Here is a 26470-nt window from a genome sequence, read left to right as displayed (position 1 = left end):
TGTGATTGAGAATTAATATCAATCTTAAAATTAAATGTTATGTCACTTATTAAATTTAGAAGAAGATTACCACTCATAGATCGTGGTATTCCTACTTGGTTTGAAACAGGTGATCTGTTCGACGACGAGCTCTTCGAAAATGGAAAGAGTATCCCTCCAATGAACGTTAAGGAAAGTGATTCTTCCTACGACATTGAATTAGCCATTCCCGGATTCTCAAAAGATGAGATCGAAGTTTCGCTTGAGAATGATGTGTTACATGCTTCTGCTTCGAAAGAAAAAGAATCTGTGGAAGAAGATGTGGAAGGTTATACTCGAAAAGAATTCAATTATAATTCTTTCGACCGTAGAATTAAAGTACCTAACACGGTAAATCAGGATAAGGAAGTTAAGGCGACCTACAACAATGGAGTGCTGTACCTCCAACTAACCAAAGATGAAGTAGCCAAAGATCGGTCTAAGAAGATAGAGATCGAATAACTTCTGAAACAAGACAGGAAACGCGATTGAGATCTTGTTTCCTGTCTTTCAAAAAAAATAGTCATGAATTTTAATCCGTCATCTATAAAATATATCGAGTGGCGAAGTCCGGACGGACTTCATGAGGATACTGTAAATTGTATTTCTGAATTGCAATTTATAAAGGACGAGATACAGTTTCTTTCAGATCTAATAAAAAGCCATACGCTGGAGTTACTGGGTAAAAATGCATTCTCCGAAAGTAAAGAACTCGCAGTCGAGTTGAGTGAATATAAGAAAACAATAAAAGTTCTTCTAACTAAACTAAAAACTCACTCGAATGTGCTGGAAACCCTTATAGACGATATCGATATTCCTGATGAGGAAGACGATTACAAAACAGCCCATTATCAGTTGATGTTCGAGACCGTTGGGTTTATTTCAAGTTTTAAGAAACTGAAACGCCGGGTTTTCCAACTCATTAAAATTGTATTGAAAGAAAAAAAGCAGCGAAAATTACTAAAACCCTGATCTTATGCTATCTACTATGAAAAAGTTAATGTTCTTACTAGGTTTTATACTCATTTTAAGCTCTTGTTCTTCCACCAGATTGGTAAATCAGTGGGAGAGTCCAGACACGCCGGTGTACGAGGCCAATAAGATCCTGGTGATAGGGATGAGTACAGATTCTCAATTGAGAAGGACCTTTGAGGATAAACTGGCTGCAGCCATCGAAAAAGAGGATATAATCGCCGTAAGGAGCATCGATTTTTTCGGAGATTCTTTTACAGATTCCGATAAGACCGAGGAAGACCTCAATAAAATTGAAAGTAGACTGCTGGATGCAGGCTTCGATTCGGTGCTGATCTCTAAAGTCACCGGCTCTGAAGATAAAGTGAACACCGTACAGGCGGTGCGTGGCTTTGCAAACGATTTTCAGAATTTTAAAGATTATTACCGAATTAATCAGGAGGTTTATTCGAATAAGCAAACCGAATCCTACAGGGTCTATCATACAGAAACAGCTGTATTCTGTCTCTGTCCGGGTAAAGAACGCGAATTACTTTGGCGGGGAAATTTCGACGTAGTTGATCCTTATGATACCGATAGAAATGTAAATGATTACGTTCGAACCTTGCTAAAAACCCTCCAGGAAAACGAACTTGTTATTGTCCCGGAATGAAATTACTAGTATTCAGTGCCAAGGATTTCGAGATTCCCTTTTTAAAGAAGGCGAATACAAAAGGCCTGGAAATGATCTTATCACCGGACAGGCTCACCACTAATACGGCAATGAAGGCATTGGGTTTCGACGCTATTTCAATTTTTTCTGCCGATGATGCCTCCACCAACGTGCTTGAAAAACTACATGATTTCGGGGTGAAATATATTTCCCTTAGATCTACGGGTTTTGACAATGTCCATCTTAAAACCGCTCGGAAATTTAATATAAAAGTGGCAAATTCTCCGGCTTATTCACCTCATGCCATCGCCGAACACGCAATCGCACTTTTGTTGACCCTCAATAGGAATATTGTGCATGCAAACAACCAAATGAAGTCCCAGGATTTTACCTTGTCTAATCTAGTAGGATTCGACCTGTATAAAAAGAAAGTGGGAATTCTTGGAACCGGTGCCATTGGGAGTGTGATCGCAAGAATACTGCATGGTTTTGGCTGCGAGATCTACGCAAATGATATCAGTCCGAATCAGGCTCTCGCAGAGGAACTCAAGCTCACATATTTATCTAAAAAAGAACTTCAGAAGAAATGCGATATCATCATAATAAGTTTACCGCTAACTTCAGAAACTCACCATCTTATTGATGAAACAGTGATTAGCGGTATGAAGGATGGTGCCTGTATTATAAATATTGCCAGGGGTGCCATTGTAGACACACCTGCTGTGCTTCAGGCATTGAACAGTGGTAAACTAGGAGGATACGCTTCAGACGTATATGAGAAGGAGGGAGGCATATATTTTTATAACAGGATAGGAGATAACCTAAAAGATGACTTATTACTGGATCTTTTAAATCACCCTAAGGTCCTGCTCACTCCACATCAGGCATTCGCAACCCGGGAAGCGCTTGAAAAGATTGCCGAAACCACCTTTTATAATCTCAATTGCTGGAGACAGCAGAAATCGTCTGAGTTCGAATTATAACCCTAGTAAAATCCTGTGATCAAAATCTTATTCTAGGAGAGCGTCATCACGCTTTCAACACTAAAAGTGGAATATTGGTACGATAGCTTAACTTAGATTTATCAGGGCCGCCTATTAATCTCTCCAGAAAAGATTGTTCCTTTATAAACACAGCGTGCATGTCTGTTTGGGTAAGTTGCGTAAAGGATTCTATGGCAGACGGGACAGGAATGTTTTCCATTGTATGAAATATGGGAGATAGACCGGAGAGGCGATCGGCTAATTTTTTTTGCAATTCGTTCTCTTCAGTCTTGGTGCAACCCGATTCGTAGATACTTAATACGTGGATTTCAAAATCATGTGTTTCAATCAATTGAAGCAAGGGTGCCAAAGCAGCCCTGGACGGAATTTCATTGTTGTCGATGCTGAGTAATACCTTTTCTGAGGTATTATATTCAAAATCTTCAGGAATAGCCAATACCGGGCAGGCAATGTGCCGGATAACCTGTAGCGTATTACTGCCAAAAATAACCTCCTTCGCACTACTGGCACCATTAGTACCCATAACGATAAGGTCGATATTCTTGGCACTCACGATTTGTGCAATAGCGTCGATAAATACATCGAAATCGAAAATAGTCTCGAACGTAAATTTTTCATCCTGAAATTTATCTCGGTACTTTGCTTCAAGAGCTTTCAGATTTTCGGTATTATCACTAGATATCGCTTCGTGTACAGAGCTATTGGGGCTGGCCGTTAAGAGATCGTCTGTGATATACTCGGAGGATTTCTGAATATTCAGAAAAACAAAATGTACCTCCTCGCCCTTAAAAAAATTCAATGCAAAGTTGATAGCATGAACGGAATTAGTGGAGAAATCGGTAGGCAATAATATCTTTTTCATAGGAAGATGAATGATTATTAAATATAACAGTTTCTAAATCAATGTTTGCTGATTTATATCAATTTCAGAATAAAAAGGATTCCTTAAATTCATTCATATTTTAATTTGAATCCAGCTTCCCCGGCAAATTTATTTGATTAATTTTGAGGGTTCACAATACGCTTTAGTTGCTTATAATGAAGAAAGATTTTGCATTTGTCCTTGTTCAATTCGTACTTTTTGCACTCTATGTAATTGATTTTGATCTCTTCGGAATTACCTTCGAAATGCCTACCTGGCTAGATCTGGGTGCCGTTGTCTTAGGATTCTTTGGTGCCGTTGTCATAACGTTCGGTATTATCAATATGAATGAAAACCTTACTCCTTTTCCAACCCCGCGCAGGAATTCGAGTTTAATTTCCGGGGGGATCTACAAATATATCCGGCATCCTATCTATTCGGGGATCATACTACTGTTTCTGGCGTACGGGCTTTATACCGGTTCAATTGGCAGGCTGATCATTACTATTATCCTTAGTATTGTTTTCTATTTCAAAACTGAACTGGAAGAAGAACTTCTCATTGAAAGATTTCCGGGATATCGTCACTACAAGGGCGTAACCGGACGATTCTTCCCTAAGCTAGGTTAGTTATTAGAATTCTTAATAAATAGATTTCTTTTATTGATAACTTTTAATGTAAGGTTTTATTGAAAGTTACTACTTTTACTCTTCAGGAAAATAGAAAAAAAAGCAAATATGTCTGAGCAAATAGAGAGAATTAAATGCCTAATAATTGGATCCGGCCCGGCAGGATATACTGCGGCTATTTATGCGGCTAGAGCCGACTTGAAGCCTGTAGTTTACACAGGTTTGGAACCGGGGGGACAGTTAACCACAACCACCGAGGTGGATAATTTTCCCGGCTACCCTGAAGGGGTGGACGGACCTACCATGATGGTTCATTTGCAACAACAGGCCGAACGCTTTGGGACCGATGTGCGCATTGGGATGATAACCTCTGTAGAGCTTAGCGATGAGGTAGGTGGTATACATAAAGCTGTAGTGGATAATACAACCACTATCGAAGCAGAAACTGTGATCATCTCAACCGGAGCGACCGCAAAATATCTTGGACTGCCCAGTGAGCAGCGATTAAGAGGAGGTGGAGTATCTGCCTGTGCAGTTTGCGATGGTTTCTTCTATAAAGGCCAGGACGTAGCAATTGTTGGTGGAGGTGACACTGCAGCAGAAGAAGCTACCTACCTTGCCAATATCTGTAATAAGGTAACTATGTTAGTGCGTCGTGATGAAATGAGGGCGTCGAAAGCAATGCAACACAGAGTGACCGCCACCAAGAACATCGATCTGCGTTATAACTCTGAAGTCGACGAGGTGTTAGGCGATATGGTTGTAGAAGGACTACGTATTAAAAATAATGTCACGGGTGAAACGGACGAAATAGCGATAACAGGACTTTTTATCGCCATTGGGCACACACCAAATACAGCAATCTTTAAGGGTCAACTGGATATGGACGATACAGGCTATATCATTACAGAAGGAAAGAGTACTAAAACCAACAAACCGGGAGTTTTTGCAAGTGGTGATGTTCAGGACAAAGAATATAGACAGGCAGTCACTGCTGCAGGAACCGGATGTATGGCAGCTCTGGATGCGGAGCGTTACCTTCAAACTATAGAAACAGAAGTGACAACACAATAAGAGGACACCCCGATATTACGGAGCCACTAGTTCGTTAAACGGTTTTATTTCCCTAATTTATAATTATAGATCGGGTTGCCTTAGGGTTTCATTTCATGATCGTAGCTTAAAACGCGAGTAAGCATCCATTGCTCTCCATCGAGGATCCATAGGTGGGTGAATCGTGCGGTACTTCCCGGGATCTCAGGTTTATCCTTTGGTTTTTCAAAGAATCTGTGTATCCCTTTTTGCAAAGCACCATATAGTTTCCCGTTGTTGTACATTGGAAAAACTTCCAGGCTGCCTGGTATTAATTCGCGCCTCGATCTGTAATTAGGATTACCACATATTCCTTTTTTATACTGCTCTACAAATTGGTCTTTTGTGGTGGTAACACCTCCCTGATCATGATAGAATTCCAGGTCTTCGGATAGCAGGTGAATAAATGCCTCAAGCTCACAGTTATTGAACCCCCTGTCGAATAGAAGGCTATCATTATGTTTCAATATTTTGAACAATTCGGAATCCCGACTAACCTGAGCATTCACGCCGATGGAAATAAAAACGATACAAAAAATTACTTTTCTCATTACTATAATTTAAAGAGAAACCCGAAGTACTATGGACATTACCTCGGGTTTCTACATGGGTGGTTGGTGTTTCTTTAGCTTACATTTTATGCACTCCTCCGGAACGGCTTCCTTTATTAGTGACCGCTGCAGGATCACCGTAATAGTGAACATCGCCACCGCTGGATGCCTCGGCAGTAAGCCTGTCTTTTACATTAACTTTAATATCGGCACCGCTAGACGCATCGGCATTACAAGTTGCAACCAATAACTCTCTTGCATCGAGATCGCTACCACTTGATGCCTTTGCACGCAGGGATGTGGCTTTTCCAGATATCTTCATGTCGCTACCACTACTGGTTTCGGCAAATACCTCACTGGCAAGTATTTCCAGTTCAAGATCTGCTCCACTACTGGTATCGAGATTAAGTGTTTCACTTTTTATTACTGAATTTCCTATCACATCGGCACCGCTACTGGCCTCAATACTGCTAAGGTTTACATAGGTTACATGTACTTTTTTGGCTTTAGCTCTTCCGATATTCTGAATGGCACGAATACGAAGTTTTCCACCTTCTACTTCGGTTTCTATAAGTTCCATGAGATTTTCATCGGCCTCTACCGTTACTTTGTTCTCGGTACCTTCTGTTAGGTAGACATCAATTCCGGCGGCGCCTTTAACTTTGGTGAAATCGGCCACCGAACGCTCTTCGGTAACCACATTCCCATTGCCATCTACCTGGCCCAGAGAAATATCGAAGTTGCAGCTGCTTAGTGTAACTACAGCGATAAATGCGAAAATAAAATTTAATGTTTTCATGATGAATAATAATTAACGTGCCTTAAGGCGATTAGTTGATTTTATTGTTGATTTGTGTTGAGTCTGTTACCACACTATTCTCTGTTACCTCGTTGGGGTCGGGCACAAAGTTATTTTCTTCTGAAGTGTCTGCGCCGGGGTCATCGTTTGTATCCGGAATCTGCATTCCATCATCATCATCCAGGCTTTCTATCACCTTTTTTTCCCAATCTTCAGATTCTTCGGTGTTTTCGGTTTCCATTAGGTCCACAGGACAATCGAGACATTCTGTCTTGTTCTTCAGAATTCGTAAGTAGTGCCCTTCCATACCGTTATCCAGTATATCTCTGGAAGACGAATAATTGCGGTGGAAGGAGTACGTATTCTCATCGGCGATAAGAATTGTTCCCTCCGGAAGATAGAGGATTAGGTCTATCTCCTGATCCTGGTATTTATTGGCAAAATCGGTTATAAAGTATCCGTCCAGTAATAAAGTACCATTCTCAAAGGAATAATTGTATTCTATCGCTTCGGCCCTGGTTTTGGCATCGTTGTAATTTCTTCCTTTGGCTTGTCTTTCTATCACCAGTTTCCCTGTTGAATCTGTCGTTGATCGCACGATCAACCGGACGTCGTTAGAATAGATCACCTTTTCATCATTTTCGTTGTGTTCTATCCTTATACCACCACCGCGATAAACGCTATAACTGTATCGGTCGTTTGCCTGCATAGCGACGGCCAGGGTATCGCCCGGAACTACGGGAATCTCGTGCTGGGTGATGAAATCACCGTTGTACGCCTGATGTGTTGCCTGGCGCACCCCGATGATTCCCAAACCAACTAAAGAGGCTACCCAAATAACGAGTAATACGATCTTGGCAGTGGTCCCAATAGACTTCAGATTGCTAATTAGCAATTTGAGTCCAAGGACAAATAAGACAAAGAACGGGATCCCAATTGCACACAACAGCACCAGTGATAACAACCAGAGAGGTGTATTGGAGGTATCGACTGCTGTAAAATAGTCAAGGAGTTCTCCCTGCCCCCAGATATCTACAGATCCCAGGGTAAACAGTCCTACTATAAGGCCTACCAAAGTAGATAGTGCAGTAATTATTAATATGATCCCAATAAATTTGACAAATATCTTAAGGATTGTAAGAAGGATATTACCGAGGGCATCGAAAAAGCTCGTTCCACTTTTTTTAACTCTTTCCCCGTATTTGTCATAGTCTGCGTTTTTTACTTTATCCGCGACAGTTTCATACCCTTCTTTAAACTTTTTTTCAATATTCGAGATATTGACAGGTTCGCCTGTCATTTTAAGTTTATCTGAAGTGGATTCGGCTGCTGGTACCAGGATCCAGAAAAGGATATAGACAGGAATAAAGATACCGCTGGAGAACACGGTTAACAACACCCAAAGGAGTCGCACCCATATGGCATCCAATCCAAGATAGTGTCCCAATCCGGAAGATACACCGGCAATAAACTTATTATCAATGTCTCTAAATAGTTGTTTGTACGAAGAGCGTGATCTTCTTTTTGCTGCCTGCGGAGCATCGTCGAAGATCTCTTCATCGACCATATAATCTTCGGGTTGCCCCATGATCTTGATCACTTCGTCCAGTTCTTTAAGTGAGATAACCTGCGAATTATTTTCAATTTTTTCAGAAAACAGCTCAGCAATACGAGCTTCAATATCTCGTAAGATCTCATCACTTCCCTGCGGATCGGAGAGCGATCTCTTGATCGCGTCCAGATAGCGCTGTAGTTTTGCATAGGCATCTTCATCTATATGAAAAAAGGTGCCGGCCAAATTTATGTTTACTGTTTGTTTCATTTTTTAATTGTTTCGCTGGTTACTCGGTTAACCGCCTGCTGTAATTCACTCCAGGTGGTGTTTAATTCGTTTAAAAATATCTTACCCGTTTCGGTAAGGTCGTAATACTTGCGAGGTGGTCCACTAGTGGACTCTTCCCATCTATACGATAGCAGACCAGCATTTTTCAGGCGGGTGAGCAGGGGATAGATGGTTCCTTCTACCACAAGCATTTTTGCGTCCTTAAGTGTGTCCAGAATATCCGAAGTATACGCTTCGCCATCCTTAAGGATGGAGAGGATACAGTATTCCAGAACCCCTTTTCGCATTTGTGCTTTTGTGTTTTCGATCTTCATCTTTTACTTGATTTTTTGAGATAACTGTTCGTTTTCGATTATGAAATGCGCGTTAAGGTTTTCAATACTTTGCGGACATTGCATGATCTCAGTCTCAGCAGAAGTGTTAGTTTGCTGAGGAACACCTGTTATAGAAAGCATACTGGCTACTACGGCTATTGCTAAATTAATTAGAGTGCTCATGCGTTGATTGATTTTCAAGATTAGTTTTTAAAAATGGAATGCTAAGCGGATAATTGTAAAGCTCTCCGCGTGAGGCTTTGGCAGTTGCAGATATTACGGCGTACAATTCGAATATGAAAAGTCCGAAAAGTAATAGAGCTACAATGCTAAATAAGATCACAAATCCGGAGAGATTCGTCATATCGTGAAACGATACCCGATCTACCGTATGTTCTATGGCATCTACCAGAGAAATGAAATCGGTAACGAATAAAAGGAAGAACGGGATACAAATAAGGCCAATGATCAGGGAGTATACCAGGATACTCAATTGAAAATTTATGGCTTGTCTTCCATGTTCGTCCACAAAGGCCTTATCTTTATTAAAGGACCATAAAATGAGTGGGACAAAGAAATTTCCGAAGGGAAAAAAGAACTTCGAAAATGTACTCAGGTGTATAAGTGCACCTAATTGTTTTTGATTTTCTGAAGGGTTTGGTTCCATGATTGCTTATCTTCTTATGCAAATATATGTCCAAAAGAAGGTATTATGTTACGCATAGTACTAAAAATTAACATATTTTTAACAATTAGAAGAAGTTGTATAAATTGAATATCTTAGTCGAAAATTTCCTGAAATGCCTTTAAAACCGAGAGCTATCAACACTTTTATCATGTATAAACTACCTGCGGCATATTTTACGGGGGTAAGAGCGAAGGCGATTTCTGATACAAGTTGTACCACAAGCGTACGGTATCGATGGATCAATCAAAATCCGTTCAAATCGATGTTTTGGGCTGTACAGGCGATGGCTGCCGAATTAAGTACAGGAGCCCTGGTAATGTCTGTTATCAGGGAGAGCGGACAACCAATTTCCATGTTGTTGGTAAATAATAAAGCTACCTTCACCAAAAAAGCGGTGGGCCGGATAAATTTTGTTTGTGAGGATGGTGAAAAGATCAAGGAAGCTATTGAAAAAGCTATTGAATCGGGGGAAGGTCAAACATGCTGGATGCACTCTACAGCCACCAATAAAGAAGGGGAGATCGTCTCTCAATTCGACTTTGAATGGACTTTGAAGCTGAAAAACAAATAGTTACATTTTTTTTCAGTTAAATAAATGCCAATTAAGAAAATATATTTAAAGAATTTTTGTTATCTTGAAGCAGTCTAATTAAAATCTTACACATATAGAATAAAACTACTTAACCTAATTATAAAGTGTTTAACTATGGCTAGAGCAATGTTCGATTACACCAAAGCCGTTCTAAAAAAAGTAAGCTTTGATGTGAATTTGTTCTGTAAAGAGTTGAAGAAGGCGATGCAAAGACTCCTCCCTTACGAGATCGAGGAATTAAAGATCTGGGTTGATGCTCTTGTTAAACAGAACCCCCAATTAAATCAATGTTTAATTCTTTTAAATCCATAAAAAAAGCCTTGCGACAGCAAGGCTTTTTTAGTTTATGCTCTTACTTGGTGGGGGGAATGATCTTTACGTCCTGAAAGGCCACGGCCCCACGTACCACAGAAACGATAAGGTCGTACATAGCATCAATGATCTGCATCTTTAGTTCACTTTTGCTATAAATCATACTCACTTCCCTAGCAGGAGGTGGTTCGGTAAAATATCTCAGGTTATCTTTTTGTGAACCAGTAACATCCATTGCGCTTAAATAGGGCAGGAGCGTCATACCCAACCCTTCATTAGATAACTTTATCAGGGTTTCAAAACTTCCACTTTCCAGTTGAAACCTGTCTCCTCCATTGAGCTTGGACGACTTACACAAATTAATCACCCCATCCCTGAAACAATGTCCGTCTTCCAGCAATAGTATATCTTCTATGTCCAGATCGGCGCGTTCAATTTTCTTTTTTTGCGATAATCTGTGGCTTGGCGGAATGTAACCCACAAAGGGTTCGAAGTACAATACGCGTTCCTTGATCTTCTCATGGTGTAAAGGGGTAGCCGCGATCGCAGCATCCAGGTGGCCATCTGTGATCTTAGCAATGATCTCATCGGTTGTGAGTTCTTCTATCTTTAAATGAACCTTGGGATATTTATTGGTGAAATTCTTTAAGAACATTGGCAAAAGGGTTGGCATTACTGTTGGGATGATCCCCAATTTAAATTCACCTCCTATAAAACCTTTTTCCTGATCTACAACATCCTGCATTCTGTCTGCTTCATTTACAATATTTCGCGCCTGTGTCACTATTTTATGGCCTACCGTAGTGAGCTCGATAGGTTTTTTACTACGATCAAAGATGAGGATATCAAGCTCTTCTTCCAGTTTCTGTATTTGCATACTCAAGGTTGGCTGAGTTACAAATGTCTTCTCCGCTGCCTTGGTGAAGTTCTTGTGCTCCGCCACCGCCAATACGTATTTCAGTTGTGTGATCGTCATATATAAAATTTATATAAAAATACAAAATAATATTCAAAAACTATACCTTCTGAAGATTCGAAACAAAAAAACCGCTGTTAAACAGCGGTTCTAAATTTTGTATTTACCTGTTTACATCACAATTTCCAGGTTAAGCGACTCTTTTGCAACCTCGAACTTAGCATCGTTCCATTGCGGAGGCCCCATACTCATTACATTGTTGGAGACTCCGTACATTTCTTTTGGCATCCCGTTAACTTCGAAATCCATTTGCTTGTTCCCGTTTTTATCGTGAAACAGTGTAATAGCATATGTGCCGGGCATGATATTTTTAAATGTCAAGGTGGCTTTGCCGTCCACTACATTGGATTCCTGCCCCACTAGTGGTGCCGATTTTAAAAATGTTTCTTCATTGAAGAGACCGGCGATCACAGTTCCGTCTTCACTGGGTACCGGCACTGTTACGGTTATGGTCACGCCTTCGTTGCTCGCTGTGTCTATTTTAGGTTGGTCTTGTGCTTTCAAAATAAAGCTTGTGAGGAACATCATTATGGTTAAAAGGATCGTTTTCATTTCTTTAGATTTTTAAGTGATTATTTTTTTACACTTCAAAAATGAAAACATTAATACATTCTTCTGAAAAAGATAAGCCCAGTTGTAGATTTTATGCCCCGAACTGTAGAAAAGTGCTATAGGAGTCCGCGCGATTTGATCTCAAGATACTTATTGATGGTATTTACAGTAAGATCCTCCGGAGGTGTAAGTACGGTTTGAATACCTCGCTGCTGTAATTCGAGGACCATAAGCTTTTTGTCGAATTCGAATTGACGGGCAATGGTTTGATCTACTATCTCTGGTACGGTGTGGGCGGGATCCTCTATAAGTTGTTTTAGTTCGGTGTTCTCAAAAAAGATCACTACGAGAACATGTTTTTTGGCCAAAGCCTGTAAGTAGGGAAGCTGTCTGTGTAGGGAAGAAATATGCTCAAAATTTGTGTAGAGCAACAAAAGGCTTCGGTGAGTGATATGCTGTTTTACAAATGCCTGAAGTTTACCATAACTGGCATCCAGGAATTTCGTATCTACATTGTAAAGGGATTCCAGAATAGTATTGAGATGTGTTTTCTTAGCTTTAGCCGGCAGAAATTTCCCCAGTTCGTTTGAAAAATCGAGCATACCAACTTTATCGCCTTTCTTCAATGCTATATTAGAAAATGCCAGGGAACTGTTAATGGCATAGTCCACCAGCTTTAATTCATTGAACGGCATTTTCATCACCCTGCTGGTGTCTATAATAGAGTAGACTGGTTGCATCTTCTCATCCTGGTACTGATTTACCATGAGTTTGGCATTCTTCGCTGTTGCCTTCCAGTTCACGGTGCGAACATCATCGCCCACCACATAATCCTTTATTTGTTCGAATTCCATCGTATGGCCAATACGCCTTATCTTTTTCAGGCCGGCATAAGACAATCTGTGATCTATGGCCATGAAATCGTATTTTTTCATCTGAATAAAAGACGGATACACTTTTACCATCTGTTCATTACTAAACGTATATCTGCGACGTACCAGCGAAATAACCGAACTCACGAAGCAGTTCATATTTCCGAAGATATACTCTCCGCGTTCTACCGGCCGGACATAATATTGCAGGGTCTTGCTATCCTTTCCTGCTATGGCAGTTTGTTGATTAAAATCCCGCTTCTGAAATTGAATAGGTAACTCATCAATAAGGTTGACAGAAATAGCAAAGCGATACTTGTTCTTCAACCGGACATTAACCTCATTCTCATCGCTATTCGAGAATTTTTCGGGTAACAGCCTGTTGCCTTCCAGTCCTTTTCCGCTGTAAAGCATTGAGATTTCCATCAGCATTAATAAGATCAGACCTAATACGATTAGCCAGGTGATCCCATAAAGGGGTGTAACCCAATAGGAGATCAAGAAAAGTACCACGATCACACTGATCGCAATAAAAAAACGCTCACTTAAATATATAGATCTGATAAATTTTAGCACTATCTCGGTATTTCGATGGATTGTGAGATCATGTCTATTACGGTTTCGGGCGCCATCCCTTCCATTTCCCTCTCAGGCGAAAGAATGATACGGTGCCTCAATACTGGCGCCAATGCTTTTTTAACATCGTCCGGAGTAACAAAATCTCTCCCGTTTATGGCGGCAAAAGCCTTTGCAGCGTTCATAATAGCCAGTGAAGCACGAGGAGAACCACCCAGGTACAAATGAGGATGGTTTCTGGTCTTATCAACGATCTGTGCTATATAATTAAAGATCTTATCTTCAATGAGGATACTCTGTACCTGCTCCTGAAATTTCCTGAGATCTTCCGGACTTAAAACACCACTAATTAGTGTTTCCGGAGCCGTGAGTTTGCGGTTGTGATGCGATTTAAGTATGTCCACTTCATTATCCAGTGTTGGATATCCCACACGAATTTTAAACAGGAAACGGTCCAGCTGCGCTTCAGGCAGGGGATAGGTTCCCTCTTGTTCTACGGGGTTTTGAGTGGCCAGGACCATAAATGGGTATTCCATATTGTATTTATAGCCGTCCATGGTAATTTGCCGTTCTTCCATAACCTCGAATAAAGCAGCCTGGGTCTTGGCCGGAGCACGGTTTATCTCATCTATAAGAATAATATTCGAAAAGATCGGACCTTTTTTAAATTCGAACTCAGATTCCTTCATATTAAGTACCGAAGTACCCAGCACATCGCTTGGCATGAGATCTGGTGTAAATTGTATCCTGCTGAAATCTGTTTTCAGAGTTTTTGCAAACAACTTGGCCGTGATCGTTTTGGCGATTCCGGGAACGCCCTCTATGAGTACGTGTCCGTTGGCGAGCAAACTTACTATGAGTAATTCTATAAAATCATGCTGCCCAATAATTACCTTGTTGAGCTGCGATTTAATTTCGGCCACTGAATTCTTTAGATCGTCCAGCGGGATCCGACTGTCAAAATGTAGCTCGTCGTTATTTTGTTCAGGGTTTTCCATCTACTTTATGTTTAAATGATTCTATTTTATAATGTAATTCTTTTAATTCCTGTTTACTAATAGAAGCCTTATTCCCGATCATCTCCATATAGGAAAATAATTCTTGGGTCTGCTCCACCGAATTCCCACTTCGTGCCGCCAATGTTGTATAAAATTTACTGTTTATACTATTAGTAGGTATACGATACTGAGATCGCACATAGTCCATAAACAACGCGACCTGTTTGCGGGCTACTTCCCGATATTCTTTTTTATCCAGATACATTCCGGCTATTGTGCGGGTGTATTCAAAGGTTTGGTTGCGTAAAGGTTTTACCACGGGAATACTTCTCTGTTTCCTTTTTCCCTCAAATATCACATATAGAACTGCACCTATAAGCATGAAATAATAAGCCCATTTGAGGTATTTGTTGTTGAGGAGGATATATAATGGTGATAGGTTTACCGGTTTTCCCGATTTATAATGAGTGTCGTAATATAATGTGCGTCTGTTATTTATGTAAGCCAGCACATTTTCGGTATGTTGGGCATAGTCCTCCCAAAGTAAGAAATAGTTAGTGAAGATCTCCGGCTGAGCGTGCAGATAGATCTCCCCGTTTCCCACCGGGGCTTTGATAAAATTGATCTTAGGATCTGTCATGGCCAGGGTATCATTGTAGATCTGAGATACACCCAGGGCCACCTGGTTCAAGGTATCGATCTCTTCGAAATAACGTACACTGAAACTCCGCTCTACATGATAAGGTTTGTCTGCTTTTAAATTTTCATTGCTCAGGTCGAGTAAAGGATGAGTTTCTAACTTTCCTGGCAGCCAGTCGTCTCGCATTGCCAGATTAAGCGTATCGAGTAGATCTGCACTGTGATACCTGGCCGATATAAAAGCGGTATTTCCTCTAGACACCCAATCGAGTAGTTTATTAACCTCGCTACGGTCGAAAATTACTTGGTTGTTCACAAAGAAATAGGTGCCTTCGAAGTCCTCATCATCCAGTTTTTCGAACGGGGGCAAATCTACCCTCGAATAATTGTCATTGAGTTTTTCTTCCAGAAGTTTGTTTAGAACAAAAGTACCCAACGGGATCTTATCGGAGGTGGTATAGCTGGGAAACCAATTCACAGGTTCCGGCTTTGTAGCCTCCAAATATACCAGGGCTGCCACCATGAGCACCAATGCGAAAAACGCTATTTTCTGGAATCTACTCATGGCCTTCAGGAATTTGTTGCACGAGCGTGTTGAACGATTTCTGAGCTTTGCTGAAATCTGATTCGGTTACCGTGAAACTACCGTACCATATATAATCGTATAGGGTAGTTACCTTGCTGAATTGTCCGCTAATCTCTTCCGAAGAGATCTCATTCACATACTCACTGTTTGTCTTATCGAACTCGTATGCGATGATCTCTGCATGGGTGAGCTTCTTCAACACTAACAAGTAATAATACCGAACGGCAAGTCGGTAATTCTTGTCCTCCAGCGCTTTTTGAATGAGCTCCTGTATATTCCTGGATTTGATGATCTCTTCCTCTTCAGAGAAAAACACTTCGGGTTTCTCTTTAGATTTTAAGAATCTCGCGCCGGGATTCAATTTATAGAATAACCAGATCACGAAAATAACGATCCCTGTAATGATAAGGTAAGGCAGTAATTTTATTAAGAAAGCCAGAAAGCCGGTAGCCTCTACATCGCCAAGGATCCATCGGAAAAACCTATCTAACAAGGAATTCAGCCAGGACGCGAATCGTTCGAAAATAGTTTCAGATTCTTCGAGTTCGATATAATTAAAATCATCGTCATTTTTTAAGTCTTCGATGGTATTCTCATTCAGATCAAGAGGCTCCACATCGGTGTTGGTATCATACACCACAACCGGGTCTATGGAAGTACTCAGGCTGTCCTGGGCGATCCCTTCAGAAAAAAAAAGACAGATTAAAATGATCAATGAGAATACTCGCATGCTATTCTTCCCTTCTTCCCAGGGACTCTATGGTCTCCATGGTACCGGTGAAATTTTTTCTTTCGTTTAAATTGAAATAAATAAAAGCCGAGGTTATCACCATAATGGTCTGTAACAAATATTGCGCTATTATACCAATGGAACTCAGCACTGTATACACCCAGTCGAACATATCGGCAGGGTTTGAAGACATGGTTTCGGCCATCGTAAATCCTTTTATAAAGAAATAGATATACTGAGGCACCTGAAATATCACCAGGATGATATAATAGATGATCCCTATCACCAGGATGGTGGCAAAGGTGGTCCACCATTCCCCTTTAATGAGTGTAAAACTATAGCTAATGCTGTCTGAAACTCCCTTTTTTTCGAATACCAGTATCATGTAGGTGGTAATCACTACCACTCCCAGATAAATACCGGGGAGGATACACACTAACATCCCTCCAAAAACAATAAGGCCGTTTAAGATACTAAGGCCTATTAAATTCCAGAAGTTACTTTTTACCCCGGAATATACTTCCTGTTTCACAATGGTACCGTTATTTTCTACATACGATTTTATAGTGTGTAGTACAGTACCGTATAAGAGAGCGTAGTATAAGCCCGCCGATATAAGCAAAAGCACCAAAGCACCGAGAAAACTTAAGGTAAAGGTGCTAAAATTATCTGCTGTTGAATACGGATCCATACTCCCGATAGTGGTTTGGATATAAAAGACATAGGCCAGGACGAGTAGGAGCAGGGCAGGACCTGCGATACGAAATATGAGACCAAATAATACCTTCCAGTTATGACGTAAAAATTTAAAGACATCGGTAATAATCTTACCCAGATCCCGGCTTTGTTTAAATTGTATGAATTCGTTCATGTTTTTTCTTCAGTTTTATGGGGTAAATAACATAATAGTACAGAATGAGAAACAGTGATCCCCCAATTATTAATATGGCCAGCCAATCGGGCATTTCGGTGTGACGGGTCACAAATCCTTCCAGGAAGCCGGCAATGATAAAAAAGGGAATCGTGCTAATGAGTATTTTCAAACCGTCCTTAGCTCCCCGTACAAACGATTGCATTCTGCTATAGGTCCCCGGAAATAGTATTCCGTTACCAAATACAAGGCCTGCAGCCCCGGCCACGATAATTACGGAAATTTCTATGGTACCGTGTATCCAAATCGTTCTGGCGCTTTCCCATAGCATACCCTGGTCGTAAAAAAAATACTGAAAGGACCCTATCATAATCGCATTTCGCATCAAAATAAAAAGAGTTCCTAATGAAAAGAACACTCCGAAACTAAAGGCCAGTAAAGCCACACGAATATTATTGATGGTAATACCCAAAAACATATTCATTTCTCCAATCTGTTTATAAACAGCCATGGGATCACCTTTTTCGATGTTTTCAAGCGTCATATTTACATAGCCATCACCTAATATCAGTCTCACGAAATTTCCGTCGGTTGCTGCCGAAAAGGCCCCTACCAGAGCAAATAACGCAAAGGTTAGGAAGGAGATGAGGAGTTGCCTGTGGTATTTTGAAAAGAAGAGTGGAAATTCCTGGGTATAAAAGGTTATAAAGCGGGATCTCGATTCTCGTTTGTTCTTATAGATCTTCTGATGTGCTAGTACCGATAGTCCATTGAGATATCGAAGGGTGTTGCTTCCCGGATAAAAGGTCTGGGCGTAGCTAAGGTGATCTGTGATCTCCACGTAAAGGCTGCTTAACTCATCCGGAGATACCTGAATATTATTCCTTAGAACATTTTCAAATTTTAACCATTTATCCTTATTTTGCTTGGCAAAAGCAGCTTCACGCATCGTACCTTCGTAGTTTATTTTCAAAGAAACAGTTTTAATGGATAATTTTCAAATAGAAACCGCTCAAAATGTAAACATTGTTCAAAATGTAGCAGGGGTGGGCGACAGGATCCTGGCGTATCTGGTCGATATAATAATATTGGGTATTTACGTGATCATTATGGTAATCCTTTTCTCATGGCTGGATATGAGTGATGAGTACAATTTTATTGTAGGGATGACCATAGGATTGCCTCTTTTCCTTTACCACCTATTGTTTGAAATGTTCTGGAACGGGCAGAGCCCGGGAAAATATGTTATGAAGCTCAGAGTGGTGAAAGTTGACGGTTCTAAACCCGCATTCTCAAATTACCTTATCCGGTGGTTACTGCGAATAATAGATGTAAGCCTAACCAGTGGTGCCCTGGCTTTGGTAACCATACTCTTAAATGGCAAAGGTCAGCGTTTGGGTGATATCGCTGCCACAACCACAGTTATAAGCGAAAAACCTTCTGTTTTCTTATCGCAGACCCTTCTGGTGGAAATACCCGAAGACTACCAGCCTGTTTATCCGCAGGTGACCGTTTTTACCGATAATGAAATGCAAACCATTAAATCTGTATATAACGAAGCAAAATATAATGGCAATCATAATGTGATCCTAAAACTTGCCGCCAGGATCTCCGCTGTTATGGAAGTGAACTACGAAGGAACTCCTTTCGCATTTGTGAATAAGGTGATACAGGACTACAATTATTACACCCAGCAATAATGGAGGTATCTTTTGTAATAGATCTTCTAGGAACGGTCGCTTTTGCGATCTCAGGGGTGCTCACCGCCTTTAAAAAACGTATGGATGTTTTCGGGATCTTCATTATCGCCTTTGTTACTGCGTTGGGCGGAGGTACCTTACGAGATATTCTAATTCAGGCGCCTATAGTTTGGATGCGAGACCTAACCTTCGTTTATGTGATAGCAGGAGCCTCTGTTTTCGCTTTGTTATTCAGGAAGAAGCTGGGTTATTTAAGACGCTCTTTATTCTTGTTCGATACTATAGGGATCGCTTTGTATACCGTAATTGGTGTGGAAAAAGGCCTTGCCGCCGATCTACCAGCCTTAATTTGTATCGCCCTGGGCACCATGACGGCTTGCTTTGGTGGTGTAATAAGGGATATACTATGTAATGAAATACCCATTATTTTCCGGAAAGAGATCTACGCAACAGCATGTGTAATGGGCGGTGTGGTGTATTTTATTTTACTGAAAACAAGCCTTTCTACAGATGTGGTGGTTATTTTATCAGGCGCTGTTGTAATAACCATTAGATTACTGGCTGTATATTTTAAATGGTCGCTCCCTAATATTTATTCGAAGGACGAACTTAATTCATAACTTTTGCATCGATATAGATGTTCTCCAGGGGCCAGTCGCCCTCATCGGCTGGCATGTTCGCTATTTTATCCACTACGTCCATTCCCTTGACCACTCTCCCAAATATGGTGTAGTTGCCGTTTAAATGTCCGGTAGCCGATGTTGGACCAAGGAAGATGAAAAATTCGAAGGGAGCAGTACGTTTGTCCGGGTTTTCACGATATTCCTTGGCTCCGGACACTGTGCCTCGCGTATGTTTCCTGCCGTTGGAGAGTTCGGCTGGTAATAGGTAATCCTTTCCAATTTGTGCCCTTTTTTTCGTGGTAGTGCGGTTGTCGCTATTACCTGCCTGGATGATAAAGTTTGGAACAACTCTGTGAAAGAAGGTTCCGAAGAAATAGTTTTGCTTCACCAGATAAATGAAATTCGCCCTGTGTAGTGGGGTATCCTGGTAGAGTTCGATATCAATATCGCCATGGGTGGTGCTTATTCTTACTTTGGTTTCGGGGTTTTCCTTACCGTATTGGGTTAGAAATTCTACTGCGTTCTCATTGGTGATCTTCGGATATGTGCTGCTGGTGATTTCGGTTGGATCCTCCTTCTTTACTTTTTCATCCGGCACGGGAACACTATCTGTTTTTTTAGCTTCGGAAGAATGAGCTTCTGTTTTCCCTGCCGCTGCCTTTTTATTATCTTCACAGGCTGTGAGAACAGCGAATCCCAGGAGTAAATAAATTGAAAGTCGTTTCATAGATGGATTTTACAACATTTTCCAATGAGATTGTAAAAGTAAAAAAAATGCCTCTTCCGGGCGAGGATTCTCATATGGAGATGGCTCCGCTGGAACGGCTCCTGGAATTGAAGCGTCTCGCTTATAAAACAAATTCGGCCAAGAAAGCGAGTGTTATGGTACTTTTTTATCCTTCGATGAACAATGAAACCAAATTTGTACTTATTCTTCGGAAGACCTATAAAGGGGTACATTCGGCACAGGTTGGTTTTCCCGGAGGAAGGTTCGAAGAGGTGGATAATTCGTATAAGGACACCGCCCTCAGGGAAACAGAAGAGGAGGTAGGGATTCCCGCCGATCATATTTCAATTGTACGAGAACTTACACAGGTTTATATTCCACCAAGTAATTACTTTGTGCAGCCTTACCTGGGAATTACCACGATCAATCCTGTATTTGTACCTCAGGAATCCGAGGTTGAATCTATCATCGAAGTACCGCTAACCGAGTTTCTGGATGACGGGATCCTGATTCAAAAAACATTAAGTACATCCTACGCCAAAAGCATCGATGTGCCGGCCTTTAGATTACAGGAACATATTGTGTGGGGAGCTACTGCAATGATGCTGAACGAAGTACGTCAATTGTTAAAGCAAACGTTGTAAACAGCGATTTTTATATCTTTGCACGGCTACATGCTGTAGGATGAGTTTTACAAATTCAGCATTAAAACTATGGGGCTTTTCAAGAAAAATCCGTTCGGACATATACTCTTTTTAAAGAAATGGCTCATTCGTATCCTGGGTGCTCTTACGCATAGGAGATTTAAAGGTTTTAATCAGCTTCAGATAGAGGGGAGTGAGATCATTAAGCAATTACCGGATACAAATGTGCTTTTTGTATCGAATCACCAAACTTACTTTGCCGATGTGGTGGCCATGTTTCATGTGTTCAATGCCAGCCTCAGTGGTAGGGTGGACAGTATCAAGAATATTGGTTACCTGTGGAATCCGAAACTAAACATTTACTTTGTTGCTGCACGAGAGACCATGCAATCCGGATTGCTACCAAAGATCCTCGCCTATGCCGGTTCGGTGAGTATAGACAGAACCTGGCGAGCTCAAGGTAAAGAAGTGAACCGACAAGTGAAAATGAGTGATGTGAGCAATATCTCCAAAGCGCTGGACGATGGATGGGTGATCACTTTTCCGCAAGGAACCACCAAACCGTGGAAGCCAATTAGGAGAGGTACAGCCTTTATCATTAAAGAGAACAAACCCATCGTAGTGCCGATAGTGATCGATGGTTTTAGAAGGTCATTCGATAAAAAGGGATTGCGAACTAAAAAGAAGGGAATACTTCAAACGATGGAGATAAAACCACCACTGGATATCGATTATGAGAAAGATACTGTACAGGAGATCGTGGAGAAGATCGAATATGCCATCGAACAACATCCATCCTTCCTGAAGGTAATACCCGAAGAAGAATTATTGCGACGCGAAGAACTCAACAAAGAGCGTCAATGGCGCAAGGACAAAAAGAAAAAGGCATCCAAAGAAAAACCGGAGGCAGATACTAATTAAACCTCGATCTTCTTTAATTCGCGGTAGTTGCGCTTTAATCTGCGTAACAGCAGTCCATATACCAGGTAATAAAACAACACGAGTAATAGAACAAAAGCCGCTCCCACCACGATCTGAATGAGAAAGAAATAATCTGTGAAGGTCTCGGCAGGGATGGCTGCATAGTCTTCACTGTACTTCGCAAATGTTTCGTATAGGGTTTCTTTTTTTGAGTAGTAAAAGATATTGGTATAAGTAAGCAGCACTATGGCGGCTCCTATGTTATAATAGACAAAATACTGAACAGTTTTCCGTGTACGGAGGATGTTTCGCATTAAATTCTTTATTGAATCTGTAACTTTTATCGAGCGATAATTCTTGTAAAATAGAATGATGAAGACTATAGTGATCACATAACCAATAATACTCACCGTGGTTAATGTTCCTTTTAGACCCATGGCTTCATTGATCTGTTTACTCGACTCAGGTGCCACAAAAGCAAGGGAGGTCCACAGGACCAGTTCGGCGATACTAATGTAGAAAATCCATTTCACGAGGGAAGAGGATTTACGCAATAACATCGGGTAGATCTCTTTAGACGACAACCTGGGGAATTCCTGCTCCCTGGACTGCCATTCTTTCTTTAATACTTCTAATTCATCCATATCGCTTACGGATTTAAAATTTTTCTTAATTTTTCCTTGATCCGGTTCATTTTCACTCTGGCATTTACTTCACTGATTCCCAATGTTTCGGAAATTTCCCGATACGATTTGTCCTCCAGATAAAGAAAGACCAAGGCTTTATCGATATCGTTGAGTTTCTTTACAGCCTTATACATTAATTTGAGCTGTTCTTCAATAGTATCGTCGTACGCCTCGGCACTTATTTTAAAGCTAACTCCTTCATAATCCTGAGTCTTAACCGATCTCTTGCTCTTTCTGTACAAGGTGATCGCAGTATTAAGTGCAACTCTGTACATCCAGGTACTGAACTTAGAATCCCCTCTGAATTTTGGAAATGCACGCCATAATTGTATGGTTATTTCCTGAAACAAATCATTGTGCGAATCGCTGTCGTTGGTGTATAACCGGCAGATCTTATGCACAATGTTTTGGTTCTCTTCGAGTTGGGCAACAAAACTATGTTCCAGTTCCTTTGTCAATGGTTTTCTGTTAGCTGTTGGATTAGTAAGTAAGTAGACAACATTGTTACAAATTTCATAAAAATAGATGGTTTTTCAGGCTATCGGTATTACTTATTGTAATTTTGTTATATAATCATCCTTCATGAACATTCCCACCACCGATAAGCCGCGTATCGTTGTTATAGGCGGAGGATTTGCTGGAATCTCTTTCATAAGAAACCTTAAAAAGGTCAATGCTCAGGTAGTACTTTTCGACCGGCATAATTATCACACTTTTCAGCCACTGTTATACCAGGTGTCTACCGCAGGCTTAGAGCCGGATTCTATTGCCTATCCCTTGCGAAAGATCTTCAGGAAGCATAAAGATTTTCATTTCAGGTTAGCCGAAGTAGAGGCCATAGACCCGGAAAAGAAACAGCTAACAACTTCCATTGGGCCGCTTTCCTTCGATTATCTTGTTATTGCCACGGGTACTAGGACAAATTTCTTCGGAAACGAATCTATCAAGACCCATAGCATGCCCATGAAAACGGTACCTCAGGCTTTAAATATTCGCAGTCTTATGCTTCAGAATATAGAAAAGGCCGATATAACAGACGATCCCGAAGAACGAAGAAGCCTCTTAAATTTTGTCATTGCTGGTGCTGGCCCCACAGGAGTTGAATTAGCGGGAGCCCTGGCCGAATTCAGAAAAAGTATACTGAAGAACGACTACCCTTTAATAGAAACCAACGATATGCAGGTTCATCTGGTAGAAGGAAGTAGCCGGGTACTTTCTCCTATGAGTGAACACGCGTCGAAAAAAGCACAAAAGTTCCTGGAAGGAATGGGGGTAATTGTCCACTTGAATACCATGGTGAAGTCGTACGACGGAAATACCGTAGTTACAGCAGATGGTAAATTATTTAAAACTGCTACCTTCATCTGGGCGGCCGGAGTAACCGGTGCACCCGTACAAGGTATCGATGGAAATGCCCTGGTGGCGAGACAAAATAGGTACAAAGTCGACTCTTTCAACCAAATAGAAGGGTTTCAAAATATATTTGCATTAGGGGACGTGGCGCTTATGAAAACTCACGCATTCCCCAATGGTCATCCGCAGGTAGCTCAACCTGCAATTCAACAGGGGCGCCGATTGGCACTTAATATCATTCGAGAGTTAGCCGGAAAGGAGATGAAACCCTTTAAGTATACAGATAAGGGTACTATGGCTACTATAGGCCGAAACAGAGCCGTTGCAGATATAAAGAATATGCGTTTCGCAGGGACCTTCGCCTGGTTCCTGTGGATGGTGGTCCACCTCTTCTTCCTCATTGGATTTAGGAACAGGGTAGTGACCTTCTTCAACTGGACGTATAACTACATTAATTACGATAAAGCAGCACGGCTCATTATTCGTCCGTTTAAAAAAGCCTAGTCGATCTTTACCTTAATGGGCCCACCGTTGGAGATCCAGCCGCCGCCTATTTCATCAATGTTCACATCCAACTCGTCACTGGTGTCTATACTCTTTATGTTCACCTTTACCTCGTCGTAAGTATCCACACTTTTCAGGTTTACATTAAGCTCATCGTAGGTATTGATATCTACAATTCGCACGTCCATGGTATTGGCTTCAGAAATAGGAACCAGCGCATACTCGGTTGAGAGATTAGAAGGTGTAGTTTCTGTGGCATACGCCTTCGGAACCAATTCCAGCTCATGCACCAGATTCACTGTTAAACAAAATGCAATAATGGTTAGAATGGTCTTAGTGTACAGATCGGATTTCATAATAAAAGAATTTTGTTAGTATTTATGTATTCTGAAGGATATAAATCAAATTTCATTCCTAATTGCTAATCGGGACTTGTATCCGCCACGAATGTTACCAGGGCTAACTCATCTTTTTTTCCTTTTAAAACCTGTTTCCCAACGCTTTTAAGCCGTAATCCGGGTGGAAGTTGATACGCTATTTCCGAAAAAGTCTGCGAAGCCAGGATGTCTACGCCCAATTCATTGCATTTGGCCTGTATACGCGAGGTGGTGTTCAATACATCCCCGGAAAAAGCAATATCCCGTTTTATTTGCCCTAATTCTCCTACCATCACAGACCCAAAATGGAATCCCACTTTAAATTCGGGGATCAGGCCGTATTTCTCAAGATACTTATCTCCTTTGCGTTTAATGAGATCTTTCATTTGGTAGAAGCATCCAACCGCATTGCCATTTTTTATCCCGTGTTTCATCTTCCAGGAGATCACAACTTCATCTCCTACATACTGGTACACCTCACCTCGTGTTTGCACGATGGCAGGTGCGATGTCCCGGAAAAAGTCCTTCAGCAAATTGAAATATTTGTGTTCTCCTAATTGTTCGGCTATGGTGGTGGCGTCTTTAATATCGGCAAACATAAAGATGCGACGCTCATTTTTTGGCAGAAAGTAGCGGCCCATAAGATAATCTGCAAAAATTCCGGGCCCGTATTTGTCGTTCACCATGATCACGATTAAAGTTGCCAAAACAATGATGAGCCATATAATAAAATTCTTTACGAAGATCCACGATCTGAAGAACAGAAAGATATCCTCCCTTACTTCGGGATGAAATATTGGTAAGCCGTATTGTTCGCTAATAGCATAGGAAGCGCCAAGTATACTAACAACAACTGCAGCTGCGGTATAAGCAATTATAATGAATACGAGCGCCTTCCAGAATGCGTATTTCCGCAACCAGTATTCCATGAGGTGCACTGTAAGGAATCCTCCCACGAGACCGGCCGAAACAGATACGATCATATTCGCCATGAAGGCCGATTTGAGATCGTAATCTGAAGTAAGATATCTGTTACTAACCAGGCTGAAATACTCCAGGAAAAAAATAATATTGTTAATTAGGACCCAGACGATTAGTATCCATAAGGATTTCCGGAAATATTGCCAAAAACGCCTGGTTTTATAGCTACTCATCTACACCTATTTTTACGGCTCAACAGTTCTTGTATTTATCGTATAATCCTATCCCCTCTAAGATCATGGGAGAGATCTTTTCGAGTCGGCTTTCTTTAGTTGCCTCCCTTTTTGCAGATCCAATATATTCTGCATATTCTCTTTGTTTTCCCGGAGTTAAGGCGTGAAAAGCCTCTTTCAACTTCGGGTTTCCTGCCATAGCCTGCTTTAATAGATCGGGGATGACCACCCCTTTTTTCCGTTCTGGTTTCACTTCTTTACCTGCCAGGGAATTTTCTATGGCTTCCTGGATATACTGCGCGACAATTTCCGGCTCGATGGGGTCTCCTTCTACAAATTTCCATTGCCGTAGCGCCTTGGTCTTACCTTCCTGTGCGTTCACCAGCTTATTATGCCGGTCTTTTAAAAATACCCCCTGGTGAAACCAAATTCCAAAATGGTTTTTAAAAGCGCCAAGACCCGCTATTAGTTTACCGTTTAAGGTGTAGGTGGGGCTGCCCCATTTTACCTCTTCTAGTAGTTCTGTTTGCTGAAAGATCTCTCGTAATTGAGTAAGTTGCTCACTCCAGCGTTCATGTTTTCTTATATAATCGCTTACTTTTTTAGCCGTTGTCATAACCAATAATTTCGATCTTCAAGATACTATAAATTCA

Annotated in this window: 34 protein-coding genes; 13 read left to right on the top strand and 21 right to left on the bottom strand. The window is 41.1% G+C overall.

What is annotated here, in order from left to right; all coding sequences use genetic code 11:
* Window positions 1-39: 39 nt before the first annotated feature.
* The 4 genes from C5O00_RS00350 to C5O00_RS00335 all read left to right on the top strand — a co-directional run bounded on the left by C5O00_RS00350 (window position 40) and on the right by C5O00_RS00335 (window position 2625).
* Window positions 40-480 carry an Hsp20/alpha crystallin family protein gene (locus C5O00_RS00350; protein WP_105213907.1) on the top strand — a complete coding sequence of 147 codons (441 nt, stop codon included), beginning with the start codon at window positions 40-42 and terminating at the stop codon, window positions 478-480.
* 63 nt (window positions 481-543) lie between these two features.
* A complete protein-coding gene (locus C5O00_RS00345) occupies window positions 544-990 on the top strand; it encodes a hypothetical protein (protein ID WP_105213905.1) in 447 nt (148 codons plus the stop codon).
* A 16-nt stretch (window positions 991-1006) separates the two neighbouring features.
* Entirely contained in the window at window positions 1007-1642 is a 636-nt protein-coding gene (locus C5O00_RS00340; RefSeq protein ID WP_105213903.1) for a membrane lipoprotein lipid attachment site-containing protein, read from the top strand.
* Window positions 1639-2625 (top strand): NAD(P)-dependent oxidoreductase, encoded by a 987-nt coding sequence (locus C5O00_RS00335; RefSeq protein ID WP_105213902.1) that lies wholly within the window; start codon window positions 1639-1641, stop codon window positions 2623-2625. Before C5O00_RS00340 ends, C5O00_RS00335 begins: the two co-directional genes overlap by 4 nt.
* 46 nt (window positions 2626-2671) lie before the next feature.
* On the opposite strand, the gene C5O00_RS00330 is transcribed toward C5O00_RS00335, so the two are convergent.
* On the bottom strand, window positions 2672-3508 hold the full coding sequence (locus C5O00_RS00330; RefSeq protein ID WP_105213901.1) for a universal stress protein: 837 nt from the start codon (window positions 3506-3508) through the stop codon (window positions 2672-2674).
* Window positions 3509-3684: 176 nt separating this feature from the next.
* On the opposite strand from C5O00_RS00330, the gene C5O00_RS00325 reads away from it, so the two are divergent.
* On the top strand, window positions 3685-4137 hold the full coding sequence (locus C5O00_RS00325; RefSeq protein WP_105213900.1) for a methyltransferase family protein: 453 nt from the start codon (window positions 3685-3687) through the stop codon (window positions 4135-4137).
* A 108-nt stretch (window positions 4138-4245) separates the two neighbouring features.
* Complete coding sequence (gene trxB, locus C5O00_RS00320) at window positions 4246-5211, top strand: thioredoxin-disulfide reductase (protein WP_105213899.1); 966 nt, start codon at window positions 4246-4248, stop codon at window positions 5209-5211.
* Between the two features lie 80 nt (window positions 5212-5291).
* On the opposite strand, the gene C5O00_RS00315 is transcribed toward trxB, so the two are convergent.
* The 6 genes from C5O00_RS00315 to C5O00_RS00290 form a co-directional block, all read right to left on the bottom strand.
* On the bottom strand, window positions 5292-5780 hold the full coding sequence (locus C5O00_RS00315) for a nuclear transport factor 2 family protein (RefSeq protein WP_105213898.1): 489 nt from the start codon (window positions 5778-5780) through the stop codon (window positions 5292-5294).
* Window positions 5781-5859: 79 nt separating this feature from the next.
* Entirely contained in the window at window positions 5860-6579 is a 720-nt protein-coding gene (locus C5O00_RS00310) for a head GIN domain-containing protein (RefSeq protein ID WP_105213897.1), read from the bottom strand.
* Between the two features lie 31 nt (window positions 6580-6610).
* Window positions 6611-8401 (bottom strand): PspC domain-containing protein, encoded by a 1791-nt coding sequence (locus tag C5O00_RS00305; protein WP_105213896.1) that lies wholly within the window; start codon window positions 8399-8401, stop codon window positions 6611-6613.
* The gene (locus tag C5O00_RS00300; protein ID WP_105213895.1) at window positions 8398-8736 is read right to left on the bottom strand and encodes a PadR family transcriptional regulator; all 339 of its coding nucleotides are present in this window, start codon (window positions 8734-8736) and stop codon (window positions 8398-8400) included. Before C5O00_RS00300 ends, C5O00_RS00305 begins: the two co-directional genes overlap by 4 nt.
* Window positions 8737-8739: 3 nt before the next feature.
* Window positions 8740-8919: a hypothetical protein gene (locus C5O00_RS00295; protein WP_105213893.1), complete on the bottom strand. Its 180-nt coding sequence runs from the start codon at window positions 8917-8919 to the stop codon at window positions 8740-8742.
* On the bottom strand, window positions 8903-9403 hold the full coding sequence (locus C5O00_RS00290; RefSeq protein ID WP_105213891.1) for a DUF4870 domain-containing protein: 501 nt from the start codon (window positions 9401-9403) through the stop codon (window positions 8903-8905). The genes C5O00_RS00295 and C5O00_RS00290 overlap by 17 nt, the downstream gene beginning before the upstream one ends.
* A gap of 133 nt (window positions 9404-9536) precedes the next feature.
* Here C5O00_RS00290 and C5O00_RS00285 point away from each other — a divergent pair, with 133 nt between their 5' ends.
* On the top strand, window positions 9537-9995 hold the full coding sequence (locus C5O00_RS00285; protein WP_105213888.1) for a DUF4442 domain-containing protein: 459 nt from the start codon (window positions 9537-9539) through the stop codon (window positions 9993-9995).
* A 135-nt stretch (window positions 9996-10130) separates the two neighbouring features.
* On the top strand, window positions 10131-10328 hold the full coding sequence (locus tag C5O00_RS00280) for a hypothetical protein (RefSeq protein WP_105213887.1): 198 nt from the start codon (window positions 10131-10133) through the stop codon (window positions 10326-10328).
* Window positions 10329-10368: 40 nt separating this feature from the next.
* On the opposite strand, the gene C5O00_RS00275 is transcribed toward C5O00_RS00280, so the two are convergent.
* The 8 genes from C5O00_RS00275 to C5O00_RS00240 all read right to left on the bottom strand — a co-directional run bounded on the left by C5O00_RS00275 (window position 10369) and on the right by C5O00_RS00240 (window position 18077).
* Window positions 10369-11304, bottom strand: a complete 936-nt coding sequence (locus C5O00_RS00275; RefSeq protein ID WP_105213886.1) for a hydrogen peroxide-inducible genes activator — start codon at window positions 11302-11304, stop codon at window positions 10369-10371.
* A 111-nt stretch (window positions 11305-11415) separates the two neighbouring features.
* Entirely contained in the window at window positions 11416-11856 is a 441-nt protein-coding gene (locus C5O00_RS00270; RefSeq protein WP_105213885.1) for a DUF2141 domain-containing protein, read from the bottom strand.
* A gap of 116 nt (window positions 11857-11972) precedes the next feature.
* Complete coding sequence (locus tag C5O00_RS00265; protein WP_105213884.1) at window positions 11973-13304, bottom strand: DUF58 domain-containing protein; 1332 nt, start codon at window positions 13302-13304, stop codon at window positions 11973-11975.
* Window positions 13304-14302, bottom strand: a complete 999-nt coding sequence (locus C5O00_RS00260; RefSeq protein ID WP_105213883.1) for an AAA family ATPase — start codon at window positions 14300-14302, stop codon at window positions 13304-13306. Before C5O00_RS00260 ends, C5O00_RS00265 begins: the two co-directional genes overlap by 1 nt.
* On the bottom strand, window positions 14289-15506 hold the full coding sequence (locus C5O00_RS00255) for a DUF4350 domain-containing protein (protein WP_105213882.1): 1218 nt from the start codon (window positions 15504-15506) through the stop codon (window positions 14289-14291). Before C5O00_RS00255 ends, C5O00_RS00260 begins: the two co-directional genes overlap by 14 nt.
* Entirely contained in the window at window positions 15499-16257 is a 759-nt protein-coding gene (locus C5O00_RS00250; RefSeq protein ID WP_105213881.1) for a DUF4129 domain-containing protein, read from the bottom strand. The genes C5O00_RS00255 and C5O00_RS00250 overlap by 8 nt, the downstream gene beginning before the upstream one ends.
* Before the next feature lies 1 nt (window position 16258).
* Window positions 16259-17128: a hypothetical protein gene (locus C5O00_RS00245; protein WP_105213880.1), complete on the bottom strand. Its 870-nt coding sequence runs from the start codon at window positions 17126-17128 to the stop codon at window positions 16259-16261.
* Complete coding sequence (locus C5O00_RS00240) at window positions 17106-18077, bottom strand: stage II sporulation protein M (protein WP_105213879.1); 972 nt, start codon at window positions 18075-18077, stop codon at window positions 17106-17108. The genes C5O00_RS00245 and C5O00_RS00240 overlap by 23 nt, the downstream gene beginning before the upstream one ends.
* Window positions 18078-18114: 37 nt before the next feature.
* Between C5O00_RS00240 and C5O00_RS00235 the strand changes: the two genes are divergently transcribed.
* Both C5O00_RS00235 and C5O00_RS00230 read left to right on the top strand, forming a co-directional pair.
* The gene (locus C5O00_RS00235; protein ID WP_105213878.1) at window positions 18115-18828 is read left to right on the top strand and encodes an RDD family protein; all 714 of its coding nucleotides are present in this window, start codon (window positions 18115-18117) and stop codon (window positions 18826-18828) included.
* The gene (locus C5O00_RS00230; protein ID WP_105213877.1) at window positions 18828-19448 is read left to right on the top strand and encodes a trimeric intracellular cation channel family protein; all 621 of its coding nucleotides are present in this window, start codon (window positions 18828-18830) and stop codon (window positions 19446-19448) included. Before C5O00_RS00235 ends, C5O00_RS00230 begins: the two co-directional genes overlap by 1 nt.
* Here the strand turns inward: C5O00_RS00230 and C5O00_RS00225 are convergent.
* Window positions 19438-20178: a peptidylprolyl isomerase gene (locus C5O00_RS00225; RefSeq protein WP_105213875.1), complete on the bottom strand. Its 741-nt coding sequence runs from the start codon at window positions 20176-20178 to the stop codon at window positions 19438-19440. The genes C5O00_RS00230 and C5O00_RS00225 overlap by 11 nt on opposite strands.
* A 2-nt stretch (window positions 20179-20180) precedes the next feature.
* Here C5O00_RS00225 and C5O00_RS00220 point away from each other — a divergent pair, with 2 nt between their 5' ends.
* Window positions 20181-20822 carry an NUDIX hydrolase gene (locus C5O00_RS00220; RefSeq protein WP_105213873.1) on the top strand — a complete coding sequence of 214 codons (642 nt, stop codon included), beginning with the start codon at window positions 20181-20183 and terminating at the stop codon, window positions 20820-20822.
* 69 nt (window positions 20823-20891) lie between these two features.
* A complete protein-coding gene (locus tag C5O00_RS00215; protein WP_105213871.1) occupies window positions 20892-21743 on the top strand; it encodes a lysophospholipid acyltransferase family protein in 852 nt (283 codons plus the stop codon).
* Here the strand turns inward: C5O00_RS00215 and C5O00_RS00210 are convergent.
* Entirely contained in the window at window positions 21740-22387 is a 648-nt protein-coding gene (locus tag C5O00_RS00210) for a DUF8845 family protein (protein WP_105213869.1), read from the bottom strand. The genes C5O00_RS00215 and C5O00_RS00210 overlap by 4 nt on opposite strands.
* A gap of 5 nt (window positions 22388-22392) precedes the next feature.
* A complete protein-coding gene (locus C5O00_RS00205; RefSeq protein ID WP_105213867.1) occupies window positions 22393-22887 on the bottom strand; it encodes an RNA polymerase sigma factor in 495 nt (164 codons plus the stop codon).
* A gap of 124 nt (window positions 22888-23011) precedes the next feature.
* Here C5O00_RS00205 and C5O00_RS00200 point away from each other — a divergent pair, with 124 nt between their 5' ends.
* Complete coding sequence (locus tag C5O00_RS00200; protein ID WP_105213865.1) at window positions 23012-24286, top strand: NAD(P)/FAD-dependent oxidoreductase; 1275 nt, start codon at window positions 23012-23014, stop codon at window positions 24284-24286.
* Here the strand turns inward: C5O00_RS00200 and C5O00_RS00195 are convergent.
* The 3 genes from C5O00_RS00195 to C5O00_RS00185 form a co-directional block, all read right to left on the bottom strand.
* A complete protein-coding gene (locus C5O00_RS00195) occupies window positions 24283-24642 on the bottom strand; it encodes a hypothetical protein (protein ID WP_105213863.1) in 360 nt (119 codons plus the stop codon). The genes C5O00_RS00200 and C5O00_RS00195 overlap by 4 nt on opposite strands.
* Before the next feature lie 65 nt (window positions 24643-24707).
* Complete coding sequence (locus tag C5O00_RS00190) at window positions 24708-25817, bottom strand: adenylate/guanylate cyclase domain-containing protein (protein ID WP_105213861.1); 1110 nt, start codon at window positions 25815-25817, stop codon at window positions 24708-24710.
* 19 nt (window positions 25818-25836) lie between these two features.
* Window positions 25837-26433: a YdeI/OmpD-associated family protein gene (locus C5O00_RS00185; RefSeq protein ID WP_105213859.1), complete on the bottom strand. Its 597-nt coding sequence runs from the start codon at window positions 26431-26433 to the stop codon at window positions 25837-25839.
* Window positions 26434-26470: the final 37 nt, after the last annotated feature.

This window comes from Pukyongia salina, from assembly GCF_002966125.1.
Classification (GTDB): Bacteria; Bacteroidota; Bacteroidia; order Flavobacteriales; family Flavobacteriaceae; genus Pukyongia; species Pukyongia salina.
This window is presented reverse-complemented; position numbering and strand designations above follow the sequence as displayed.